Source organism: Treponema parvum (assembly GCF_017893945.1).
Taxonomy (GTDB): domain Bacteria; phylum Spirochaetota; class Spirochaetia; order Treponematales; family Treponemataceae; genus Treponema_D; species Treponema_D parvum_A.
In genome coordinates this window covers 1,687,906-1,698,345 of sequence record NZ_CP054257.1, presented here as the reverse complement: position 1 = coordinate 1,698,345, position 10,440 = coordinate 1,687,906, and the positions used below count along the sequence as shown (strand labels likewise).

Genomic DNA, 10,440 nt, shown 5'->3' with positions numbered 1-10,440 from the left:
TGCATGCGGCCGGCGCCGCAGATTGCAGCGCCGATCGCGTGCTCATAGTGTGAGGATCGCAATTTTACGGCCGTGTTAAAATACAATGAAAAGAAGGGAACAAAAAAACGATATAAGCCTTAAAGAAGCCGTTGAAGAATTTCTTTTATACGAAGAAACCGTGCGCTGTCTTTCTCAAAATTCCGTTATTTCTTATAAAAACGACTTGAATTTTATGTTGTCGAATTTGGGAGGAGAGAGACTTCTTCCTTCCGTAGGCCTTGAAGATCTTCGTTTTTGCGTCGGAAAGATGTCGGAAAATAAAAAGTCTGCGGCTTCGATAAACAGATTTATCGCCGCCGTAAGATCGATGTTTGCTTATTGCAGAAAATTTCAGTATATTCAAAACAATGTTGCGCTTGAGCTTAGGACGGTAAAAATTCCCAAGCGGCTTCCGCGTTTTATGACTGCCGACGAAATCGACGCTTTGTGCGGTCAGCCCGTAAAAAAAGAGCTTTTATGGGAAACCAGAGACAAAGCGATTTTTGAAATGCTGTATTCTTCAGGGTGCCGTGTGAGCGAGATAGCTTCGTTGAAATTAAAAGATCTTGACGACGAATACGGATCCGCCATAGTTACGGGCAAAGGGAAAAAGGACAGGCGAGTGTATTTTGAAGATGACGCCCGGAGAGCCTTGTGCCTGTATCTGGCCGACAGAAAAAAACTTTTTGAAAGGCTCGGCACAAGGGATCTCGTGCCGGAGGTTTTTGTAAACCAGAGAGGTAAAAAACTTTCGGCAAAAGGAATCGAATGGATAGTGGCCCGCTATTCCGGAGCGGAAGGAGTAAATCACTCGGTTTCGCCGCATGCTTTCAGGCACACCTTTGCTACTCAGATGCTTGCCAACGGAGCGGACGTGCGGATGGTTCAGGAACTTTTAGGGCATTCGAATATTTCTACGACGCAGCGTTACACTCATATCACTACCGAACGATTGATAGAAATTTATAACCGTGCGCATCCGCATGGAGGAAAAAAAGATGAATGAACAATTTGAAAAAATCAGAAGCACAACCGTGATCGCAGTAAAAAAAGACTCGAAAGTCGCGATGGCTGGCGACGGACAGGTTACGATGGGTAACACCGTGATGAAAGGCAACGCGAGAAAGGTGCGCCGCATATACGACGGCAAAGTATTAACGGGTTTTGCAGGCGCGACGGCCGACGCCTTTACCTTATTTGATAAATTCGAAGCCAAACTCAAGGAATATAACGGAGATCTCACTCGTTCCTCTGTTGAACTGGCTAAAATGTGGAGAACCGACCGTTCTTTGAGCAAGCTGGACGCGCTCCTTTTGGTAGCCGACGCCGAAAAGATCCTTTTGATTTCAGGCAGCGGAGACGTCATCGAGCCTGAAACCGATATTCTTGCCATAGGTTCCGGCGGAAACTATGCCTATGCCGCGGCTCTTGCGTACATGGAATGTTCGAAATATTCCGCGCGCGAAATTGCCGAAAAAAGCCTGGAGATCGCAGGCAATATCTGCATTTATACAAACAATAACATCACCGTAGAGGAACTGTAATGGAAGATCTTACCCCGCGACAGATTGTAGAAAAACTTGATATGTATGTGATCGGACAGCACAAAGCCAAGCGTGCCGTCGCAATAGCGCTGCGGAACCGCTCGCGCCGCCTTAAACTGCCTGAAGATATCCGCGACGAAATCGCTCCAAAAAATATTCTCATGATCGGGCCTACAGGCGTGGGCAAAACCGAGATAGCCCGCAGGCTTGCAAAACTTTGCAACGCGCCGTTTTTAAAAGTGGAAGCGACGAAATATACCGAAGTGGGCTACGTAGGGCGCGACGTCGAGTCCATGATCCGCGATCTTATGGCCGTAGGATATAACGACGTAAAGGCCGAAATGCAGGAGAAAATGCGCGAGCAGAGCGGCGAAAAAGTTGAAGAGAGGCTTTTGGATCTTCTTCTTCCCGGAAGCGGAGAAAAAGAAAACAAAAAAGACCTGATCGCCTTGCCGCCGGGAAATTCCCAAACCGCTTCGGAAAACGCAGTCTCTACGCGGGAAAAATTCAGGCAGATGCTGCGCGACGGAAAACTCGAAGACCGCGAAGTGGAACTTTCCATAGACCGCCGTCCCCAACTGCCCAATATGGAAATAATTGCCGGCGGAAATATGGACGATCTTGAAAGCGGAATAAGAAATTTGACTTCGTTCATCGTAGGCGGAAAGTCTCACCGCAGAACGGTCACTGTAAAAGAAGCCCGCCGCCTTTTAACTGAAGAAGTTTTGGACGGCATGGTTGATCACGACAAGGTTGCCGAAATTGCCAGGCAGCGCGTGGAACAATCGGGAATAATTTTTATCGATGAAATAGATAAAATCGCTGTAAAAGGCGAGCGCAGCGGACAGGACGTTTCCAGAGAAGGCGTGCAGAGAGACATATTGCCGATCGTCGAAGGCTCTAATGTAAATACTAAATACGGAATAGTCGATACTACGCACATTCTTTTTATCGCGGCCGGCGCGTTCAGCATCGCCGCTCCGAGCGACCTTATTCCCGAGCTTCAGGGGCGCTTTCCCTTGCGTGTGGAGCTCGATTCGCTTCATAAAGACGATTTCCGCCGTATTTTGACGGAGCCAAAGAATGCTCTTACGTACCAATACACCGCATTGCTGTCTACGGAAGGCGTTACGGTAAAATTTTCGGACGATGCCATAGAGCGTATGAGCGCTTTGGGCGAAGAAGTAAACGCCATGAGCGAAAACATCGGCGCTCGCCGCCTGCATACCATTATGGAAAAAGTTCTCGATGAAATTTCTTTTTCTGCGGATGAGCATAAGGGAGAAACGATTGTGATAGATTCCGCCTACGTGGACGAGCGCCTAAAAGACATCTCGCAAAATCAGGATCTGTCGCGTTACATTCTTTAAAATAATGTCTAAACACGGCTCTTATTTTTTCCGAAAATAAGGGTATGAACACATTTACGAAGTCTGTTGAGCTTTTGCACCGCGCTCTTGACGTGAATTCCTTGCGCTATCAGGTGAGCGCGAATAACATGGCAAATGCGGAAGTTCCGAAATTTAAACGCTCGGTTGTAAATTTTGAAAGCGAACTCAAGCGCGCTTTCGACTCCGAAAAAGAAGCGGAAAAAGCGTTCCGCCTTACGCGCACGGATCCCAGGCACATAAAACTGAATAACGTGCAGGATTGGCGATCCGTAGAACCGCGGCGTGTTTTAGACTATACCACGGCTGCGAAGGCGAACGGCAACAATGTGGATGCCGAAACGGAAGCGATGAACATTCTCAAGATCCAGCTGCAATATCAGCTTCTCACCCAGCTCGGAAATTTTGAATTTTCACAGGTAAGAACCGCCGTAAGGCGCTGAGATTTGACTGAACGCATATAAGCGCATGCCTGATGCGCGGCATACTGAGAATTTTACGGAGGAAACGAACGATGGGAATTTTTTCAAGCATAAACATCGCCGCTACGGGGCTCAGCGTCGAACGGCTCAGAACGGATGTTATTTCCAATAATATCGCAAACGCTTCCACTACGCGCACGCAGGAAGGCGGCGTTTTTAAACGTTCTAGAGTGATATTCGAGCCTGTCGCCGCCTCAAGCCCTCAGTGGCGCACGCCCTTTGTGCCGGAAGACTTGGATAACGGTCCCGGAAAAGGCGTAAAGGTTCTTGAAATAGTAAAAGACACTTCTGAAGGGCGGATGGTCTACGATCCTTCCCACCCGGACGCAATAAAATCAGGGCCTAACAAAGGCTATGTGGAATATCCGAACGTCAATATAGTCAATGAAATGGTAGACCTTATATCTTCTTCCCGCGCTTACGAAGCGAATACCGCCGTAATACAGGGAGCGAAAGAAATGTTCAACGCCGCGCTTGAAATAGGCCGTGCGTAAGCTGTTTTCCGGCACGACACAGACTGGTAAAATATTTTTGAACGGGGTATACTTATGGATATGAAAATTCCCGAATTCGGTTCTTTGCAAATGACGCGAACGGATCCCGCTCACATGGGCAAGGCTCCTTTATCTTTGCCGCATGATATTTCTTTCAGTAAAATCTTATCGTCCGGAACGGAGGATAACAAAACCGCCGGTATACAAGCTGCAGGACAGGCGAACGCCCTTGCCGCTAAGGATCCGAAAGCCGGAATTTCAACTCCTTCCGCTGCAGACCGCGTACTCGGCGCCGTTTCTCAAATGAACCGTCAGCAGCTGGATGTCGCCGCTATCGAGCAAAAACTTATTACCGATCCCGATTCCGTAGACATCCATGATGTGACTATAGCTATGTCGAAAGCTCAGATGTCGCTTTCGATCGCGCAGACCGTCATCGACAGAATGGTTACCGGATGGAATGAACTTACGACAATGCGCTGAGCATGACCGAAAGTGTCCTGCGTGAATGTATGAGCGGTGGCAGCTGATTACCATCGGCGCTAAAAGCAAAAGGCCGGGGTTTTTTATGAAGCTCCGGCCTTTTGCCGTATGGAGTCGATTTCTCAATGCTTCCGGTTCTTTGGATCCGTTTCGGGTTATCCTTGTTTCTCCCGGGACTTGTGAAGATTCTTCTCCTTACGCTTGCCTGCGACTATGGGATATACTATCGCGGCAATGGAGACTAAGAACAGTATGACCGTCAGAGGTCTCTGTATGAATCCAATCGGACCGGTGACCATCAAGGTCTGGGCGTAGTTCGTTTCGATGAGCTTTCCAAGTACAATTCCAAGCACAAGAGGTGAGGCCGGGTAACCGAACTTTTTCATCATCCAGCCTATGAGTCCGAACGCAAGACAAGTCCCTACGTCAAACATTGATTTCTTGATTGAATAGCTTCCAAGGATTGCAAAGGCGAAGATCAGAGGATATAGGATGGTCTTCTTGATGTATCCGACTCTTACCCAAAGCTTTGCGCCATAGGTTCCTACGAAGACCATCAGGACGTTTGCGATGAACATCGAGGCAAAGAGGCCGTAGACCAGCGCCGGCTCGTCTGTGAACAGCTTCGGCCCTGGGTTCAGGTTGTGGATCATCAGTGCGGAGAGCAGAACCGCTGCGGTTGAAGATCCTGGAATGCCCAAGGTTAACAGCGGAACCATTGCACCGCCTACGGATCCGGAGTTTGACGCCTCCGCCGCCGCAACACCTTCAGGAGCACCCTTTCCGAAATTCTCAGGATGCTTGCCCATACGTTTTTCAACGTCATATGCAAGGAATGAGGCAATCGTTCCGCCCGCGCCTGGGAATATCCCGATTATACAGCCGATGAGGCCAGCGCGCAGGATGGAGAACTTCAGTTTCCAGTAGTATCGGAGCTTTGGCAGCTTGTAGTCAACCTTCTCCTGAGTAGCCTTCTGACCCGCCTTGTAGTGCTCAAGGTTGTTGAGAACCTCTCCAAGGGCAAACAGACCGATCAGTACAGGAACCATCTCAAAGCCGTCGAACAGCTTCGTTACACCAAAGGTGAAACGCTTGATTCCAAAGGTCGGGTCAAGACCCATAGTATTTAGCAGAAGACCGAAAACACATGTTACAAGAGCCTTCTCCCATTGCTTTCCTCCAAGGGTGGCTACTGTGGTCAGACCCATTATGCAGAGAGCGAAGTACTCGGAGGGCCAGAATTTTAAGGCCACCTGTGATAAAGGAACGCTGAAAAAGATCAAAATCAATGCCCCGATCAGACCTCCGATTACTGAAGCCCACAGGGAGATCCCCATCGCTTCTCCGGCTTTTCCGTTCTTGAGCATCGGATAGCCGTCAAAGGCTGTGACGGTTGCGGACGGTGTTCCGGGGGTGTTGATTGCCACCGCTGTGATGGATCCGCCATAGTTCGCGCCGATGTAAATCCCCATCAGCATGACCATTGCGGTTATCGGTGAAAGGGAGTAAGTGATCGGCAGAAGAAGAGCAACCGCCATTGACGGTGAGATCCCCGGAATTGCCCCTCCCAGGATCCCTACAATCACTCCAAGCAGAATGAACAGGACGGACTGTATGTTGGCGATGGTTCCGAAGCCCATTGCAAGATTTCCGAAAATGTTACCCATGTGGACCTCCTTACCTGACCAACCTGCTGAACAGGCTTCCGAACGGGAGCTTGATGTACAGCATCTTGTAGAAAACGAAATATGTAAACAGGCACCAGATGATCGGGACAAGAATCAGCTGGAGCTTGTTCCTCTCTCCCATTGCAACCATCACAACGAATATGAAGATTGCGCTTGAGATATAATAGCCGATGTAATTGAACAGGAGCACGCTGAAGATGGATCCCATTCCCACAAGTAGGGAAAAGACCCACTTGCCGAATTTCTCATCCTCCTTTGCCCCCTGTTTTATGATCGCAAAGAATGCTCCGATTGAGCAGAGAAGAATGAACAGTGCCCAGAGCCTAGGCATTGTCCTCGGTGTCACTCCGGCCTCTGCCGCGAGTTTACTGATCCTCAGGTTGAAAGTGAGAAGATAAAACAGCAGCGTTACAAGATCCATGCCGCAGAGCACAAGCAACTGGCACTTTACGTTCCTTGTTCTCTTGATGCCGTTGAAGAGAAAGTACAGACCGACCATGACCGCAGTGAAGGCTGCCAAGATCCACCAATAGCTAAGGCCGGTCAGCCATTTTGAAAAGTTTTCCATAGGTTTTCCTTGTAAAAGACCTGAAGGAGGACAAGCCTCCTTCAGGTGAAAGTAGAATTCGGTTTCAGAACAGGATTATCTCTTGTACTTCTGGTTGATCTGGTCAACGCTCTTGAGAACCTCAATTGTGCTGACAACTTCTTTCTCAACCGTTGCCGTAAAGGCCTCAGTCCTCTCGGTCAGCACTGTAAGCTTGTTTCCTGTCATGTAGTTAATCCAGTCCCGATCAGCTGAAACCTTGTCGCAGATGTCCTGGAACCATGCGATCATACCTGACGGTGTACCCTTCTTGACGGCATAGCCTCTCCACATGGATATGGTGTCGAGTTCCTTTGAATAGCCGAGCTTCTCATAGTTAGGAACATGCTCAAGTCCGGGAATTGGGGTCGGGGTTCCGATTACAAGAGCTCTCACCTCATACTTTTTCGTGTCTCCGGGGTTTCCGACAGATGCTATTGTCTGGCCGCCCAGTAGTGCGGCGAAGTTCTTCTTTGCGCTCTCATAGGAAATGGCTTTGAAGTTTACGCCTTTAATGGAACCGAAGACCTGAACCGCATCAATATATTTTGCTCCGTAGTTGGGTTCTGACAGTGTGATGAGGTTTCCTGCCCTTGACCATTCTATCAGATCCTTAAAGGTCTTGAACTGTGAAGTCGCAGGGACGAGTACGCAGTACGGGTCTGCCATAAGATTGTAGATGTAGGTGAAGCCGTCGACATATTCCGAGCAGTCAAGTTCCGCCTGTATGACGGCATCTAGGTAGGTTGGAGCCAGTGCGAAGACAGTGTAGCCGTCCGCATCCTGGTTCAGGACCCACTCGCCGGCGGTGAGTCCGCCGGCGCCTGAGTTGTTGTCAACGACGAATGTGGCATCTGTATACTTTGCGGCGATCTCAACCCACTTTCTTGAGTAGAGGTCCATCGCCCCTCCTACTGCCACATGGTTCATGATTGTAATCGGCTGACCGGGCTTCCATTCCTTCCCGTCTGCTGCACCCTCCTTGCCGCCGTTTGCAAATAGAGTTGTAAGGCCAACGACCAAAACCGATAGTACGGTTAATGCTTTTCTCATTTTTTACCTCCTTGTTTACATTGCTTATTTCTGGAACAGATCGAAGGCCAGACCGTGTCGGAGACCTCTGTCAGAGATCGTCAGCCCATCTGCGCCGAGTCTGTCCGTAATGACCTTCAGAATGCAGGCTCCTGCAAGAATCACATCTGCACGCTTGGGCTGCAGTCCGGGAAGCTCCTTTCTCTGCTCCACTGTGCGCTTTGAGTACTCTTCAATCTGCTCTTCGATATCCTTCTTTGTCAGACGTGACCCCTGGATGACCGACGGGTCATACTTGACCATCTTATGCTTCACTGCGCCCATGCTGGTGACCGTTCCGCCCATTCCTACAAGCTGCGCCGGTTTTCCGTTGACTCCGGCTTCCTTGAACTCCTTGTCTATCTGCGCAATGGCCGCCTGAACATCTGCAGGGGAAACAGGATCGGCTTTCAGGTAGTTCTCCGTGATCCTGACCGCACCCAGGTTGACCGAGAATCTCTTGACCATCTGTGTGCCTTTGCCGTAGATGAACTCCGTGCTTCCTCCTCCCGTGTCAAAGACCACCAGATCCGCATCCTCCTCCAGCGGAAGGCCTGAAAGGATCGCAAGGTAGCTTAGTCTGGCTTCCTCCTCTCCTGGGATGATCTGAACCTCAACGCCGCAGGTCTTCTTGACCTTCTCCACGAATTCGGCGCTGTTACTTGCCTTTCTGAGCGCCATTGTTCCGACGCTCACAATCTGGTCTGCACCAAGTTCCTTCGCCTGTTTTGCAAAGGCTGCCACAGAAGCGACGTTACGCTCCATCGCCTCAGGACTGATCGCTCCTGTGGAATCAAGACCCTCTCCAAGACGGGCTATGTCATTCGTGTCCAGCACCGTCTTTATGGTTCTGTCTGCGGCCAGCTCTCCCACAAAAAACTTGATTGAGTTGGACCCGATGTCAATGATTGCTTTTCTGCTCATGGGCTTCTCCTTTAACTCTCCATACCGACAGCCTGTTTCATGGCGCTCAGGTAATTGATGTTCGGATAATCCTGCACTCCGAGTTCACGAACGACCTTCATGACCAGTTTCGGATCAATGTGCTCAACGCAGATCGTCCTGTTTGGAACGCCGTTGAACTTCGTCTCTGCAATCTCAACAGTGGTTCCCTCGATATCATAGATGGACCTTTCCTTGTAAACATCAACAATTTCGAGATCCTTGGTCTTTGCAACCAGCTCATCAAGGTACTGCTCATAGGTGTACTCATCTCTCTCAAACTTCGGGACTTCAACCTTGAAATAGTTCTTGAACAGATCTGTTATGTTCTCCTTTGAAAGCGGGAAGGTGAGCTTTGCGGTCGGGTACCACTGCTCAAGTTTGTCTGCGTTGACCTGTCTGAGTGACTTGATGTCCATCAGATCATCACGTATCTTGCAGTTCTCGTTGCTGTTTTTTGAGAGTATGTACTTCTCTGAACTCTTCTTGAATGTCGCTAACTCATGGGCCTTGATTTTGGCCTCTCCCTCACCGAATTCCTTTCCGAATGTTCTCCATTCCCAACGTGGAATAATCTCTCCCATATGTATCCCCCAAAATATTTTTGATTTCCTGATGGAATCCCCATCAATTGAAATTCTTACACATAAAAATGAGAAGGTCAAATTTTTATGTACTTAGTATAAGAAAATGTTATATATTGGGAGTGAAGATGTTATTATTATGATACATATTTATTTTTTAAATGATGAAACGTCTTATTGCAAACGTTTTTGCATGTTTTTTTGATATGGATTTGATATGGATGGTTGTCTATGACGTTACATAATATAAAGGTTTTTTGTGCCGTATATGAAGAAGGAAGCATGTCACGTGCCGCCGTGAGGCTGAACATGACTCAGCCCGGTGTCAGCAAGGTTGTCTCCGATATGGAGAGGTACTATGAGAATGTCTTCTTTGTGCGCCGCAACAAGCGGCTTTATCTCACAGATGCCGGCAAGCAGCTCTACAAGGACTCAAAGACGGTTCTGCAGGCTTTCTCCCGCCTGGAGAACAATGCCGCACACAGCCAGAAGACCCGCTCCATAGTGCTTGGCTGCACCTCTGGAATAGGGTTCTCTATGATGACGGATGTCCTTCTGAAGTTCAGGCGAAAGTACCCGGACTGCAAGCTGTATCTAAGAGACAGTTCATCCAGACGGATTCGGGAGATGGTCCTCTCCGGAACCTGCGATGTCGCGATGGTACAACATTCCGACACAGATCCCAGACTGCACCAGGAGCCGTTCTGCCGCAATGAGCTTGTGGCTGTCTGCAGTCCGCTGTATAGGCTGCGGAGCGACAAGAAGATTCTCTCCCTTGAGGATATCGTCAATGAGGATCTGATCCTTCTTGAGAAGGACAGGGCGACAAGAACACTTATAGACAACCTTGCAATGGAACACAACTATGTGCTCAATCCTATATGGACAAGTTCCTCGCCTTCCAATGTAAAGGAGCTTGCGGCTAAGGGGGAAGGCGTTGCCATTCTCTTTGAGATCCAGGTGAGAAACGAGCTTCAAAGCGGGAAGCTTTTAAGGATTCCGATAGACGTCAGCATCACAAGCAACTTCTTCATACTCCACAGAAGCGACATCTGGCTCTCCGAGGAACAGCGGTACCTCATCTCTCTTTGCAGGGAATACGCCCCATAAATGAAAATAAATTACTTTCTCTTTTCACTTTTTTATTATTATGATAT

The 10,440-nt window shown here is 48.8% G+C and carries 12 protein-coding genes; 7 read left to right on the top strand and 5 right to left on the bottom strand.

Features of this window, described 5'->3' with window-relative positions; genetic code table 11:
* Nucleotides 1-85: 85 nt before the first annotated feature.
* From HRI96_RS07555 to fliE, 6 genes are all read left to right on the top strand, one after another.
* Nucleotides 86-1,027: a tyrosine-type recombinase/integrase gene (locus HRI96_RS07555; RefSeq protein ID WP_210116779.1), complete on the top strand. Its 942-nt coding sequence runs from the start codon at nt 86-88 to the stop codon at nt 1,025-1,027.
* The gene (gene hslV / locus HRI96_RS07550; protein WP_210116778.1) at nt 1,020-1,565 is read left to right on the top strand and encodes an ATP-dependent protease subunit HslV; all 546 of its coding nucleotides are present in this window, start codon (nt 1,020-1,022) and stop codon (nt 1,563-1,565) included. Before HRI96_RS07555 ends, hslV begins: the two co-directional genes overlap by 8 nt.
* Nucleotides 1,565-2,935, top strand: coding sequence for an ATP-dependent protease ATPase subunit HslU (gene hslU, locus HRI96_RS07545; protein WP_210116777.1), 1,371 nt, complete (start codon nt 1,565-1,567; stop codon nt 2,933-2,935). Before hslV ends, hslU begins: the two co-directional genes overlap by 1 nt.
* Nucleotides 2,936-2,979: 44 nt before the next feature.
* Nucleotides 2,980-3,396, top strand: a complete 417-nt coding sequence (gene flgB, locus HRI96_RS07540) for a flagellar basal body rod protein FlgB (protein ID WP_210116776.1) — start codon at nt 2,980-2,982, stop codon at nt 3,394-3,396.
* A 71-nt stretch (nt 3,397-3,467) separates the two neighbouring features.
* Nucleotides 3,468-3,929, top strand: a complete 462-nt coding sequence (gene flgC / locus HRI96_RS07535; RefSeq protein WP_210116775.1) for a flagellar basal body rod protein FlgC — start codon at nt 3,468-3,470, stop codon at nt 3,927-3,929.
* Between the two features lie 60 nt (nt 3,930-3,989).
* Nucleotides 3,990-4,412 carry a flagellar hook-basal body complex protein FliE gene (gene fliE, locus HRI96_RS07530; protein WP_210116774.1) on the top strand — a complete coding sequence of 141 codons (423 nt, stop codon included), beginning with the start codon at nt 3,990-3,992 and terminating at the stop codon, nt 4,410-4,412.
* Nucleotides 4,413-4,567: 155 nt separating this feature from the next.
* Here fliE and HRI96_RS07525 read toward each other — a convergent pair whose 3' ends face one another.
* From HRI96_RS07525 to HRI96_RS07505, 5 genes are all read right to left on the bottom strand, one after another.
* Nucleotides 4,568-6,079 carry a tripartite tricarboxylate transporter permease gene (locus tag HRI96_RS07525; RefSeq protein WP_210116773.1) on the bottom strand — a complete coding sequence of 504 codons (1,512 nt, stop codon included), beginning with the start codon at nt 6,077-6,079 and terminating at the stop codon, nt 4,568-4,570.
* A gap of 10 nt (nt 6,080-6,089) precedes the next feature.
* The gene (locus tag HRI96_RS07520; RefSeq protein ID WP_210116772.1) at nt 6,090-6,668 is read right to left on the bottom strand and encodes a tripartite tricarboxylate transporter TctB family protein; all 579 of its coding nucleotides are present in this window, start codon (nt 6,666-6,668) and stop codon (nt 6,090-6,092) included.
* A gap of 75 nt (nt 6,669-6,743) precedes the next feature.
* A complete protein-coding gene (locus HRI96_RS07515) occupies nt 6,744-7,739 on the bottom strand; it encodes a Bug family tripartite tricarboxylate transporter substrate binding protein (protein WP_210116771.1) in 996 nt (331 codons plus the stop codon).
* A gap of 24 nt (nt 7,740-7,763) precedes the next feature.
* Nucleotides 7,764-8,681, bottom strand: a complete 918-nt coding sequence (locus tag HRI96_RS07510) for a Ppx/GppA phosphatase family protein (protein WP_210116770.1) — start codon at nt 8,679-8,681, stop codon at nt 7,764-7,766.
* Between the two features lie 11 nt (nt 8,682-8,692).
* Nucleotides 8,693-9,283 (bottom strand): hypothetical protein, encoded by a 591-nt coding sequence (locus HRI96_RS07505; RefSeq protein ID WP_210116769.1) that lies wholly within the window; start codon nt 9,281-9,283, stop codon nt 8,693-8,695.
* Between the two features lie 231 nt (nt 9,284-9,514).
* Between HRI96_RS07505 and HRI96_RS07500 the strand changes: the two genes are divergently transcribed.
* Complete coding sequence (locus HRI96_RS07500) at nt 9,515-10,393, top strand: LysR family transcriptional regulator (protein WP_210116768.1); 879 nt, start codon at nt 9,515-9,517, stop codon at nt 10,391-10,393.
* Nucleotides 10,394-10,440 lie beyond the last annotated feature (47 nt).

What these genes read in the sequence shown, in the direction of transcription:
- hslV (WP_210116778.1), top strand. Translation starts at nt 1,020, where the DNA reads ATGAATGAACAATTTGAAAAAATCAGAAGCACAACCGTGATCGCAGTA.
- HRI96_RS07520 (WP_210116772.1), bottom strand. Translation starts at nt 6,668, where the DNA reads ATGGAAAACTTTTCAAAATGGCTGACCGGCCTTAGCTATTGGTGGATC.
- HRI96_RS07515 (WP_210116771.1), bottom strand. Translation starts at nt 7,739, where the DNA reads ATGAGAAAAGCATTAACCGTACTATCGGTTTTGGTCGTTGGCCTTACA.
- hslU (WP_210116777.1), top strand. Translation starts at nt 1,565, where the DNA reads ATGGAAGATCTTACCCCGCGACAGATTGTAGAAAAACTTGATATGTAT.
- HRI96_RS07555 (WP_210116779.1), top strand. Translation starts at nt 86, where the DNA reads ATGAAAAGAAGGGAACAAAAAAACGATATAAGCCTTAAAGAAGCCGTT.
- HRI96_RS07510 (WP_210116770.1), bottom strand. Translation starts at nt 8,681, where the DNA reads ATGAGCAGAAAAGCAATCATTGACATCGGGTCCAACTCAATCAAGTTT.
- HRI96_RS07500 (WP_210116768.1), top strand. Translation starts at nt 9,515, where the DNA reads ATGACGTTACATAATATAAAGGTTTTTTGTGCCGTATATGAAGAAGGA.
- flgB (WP_210116776.1), top strand. Translation starts at nt 2,980, where the DNA reads ATGAACACATTTACGAAGTCTGTTGAGCTTTTGCACCGCGCTCTTGAC.
- HRI96_RS07525 (WP_210116773.1), bottom strand. Translation starts at nt 6,079, where the DNA reads ATGGGTAACATTTTCGGAAATCTTGCAATGGGCTTCGGAACCATCGCC.
- fliE (WP_210116774.1), top strand. Translation starts at nt 3,990, where the DNA reads ATGAAAATTCCCGAATTCGGTTCTTTGCAAATGACGCGAACGGATCCC.
- HRI96_RS07505 (WP_210116769.1), bottom strand. Translation starts at nt 9,283, where the DNA reads ATGGGAGAGATTATTCCACGTTGGGAATGGAGAACATTCGGAAAGGAA.
- flgC (WP_210116775.1), top strand. Translation starts at nt 3,468, where the DNA reads ATGGGAATTTTTTCAAGCATAAACATCGCCGCTACGGGGCTCAGCGTC.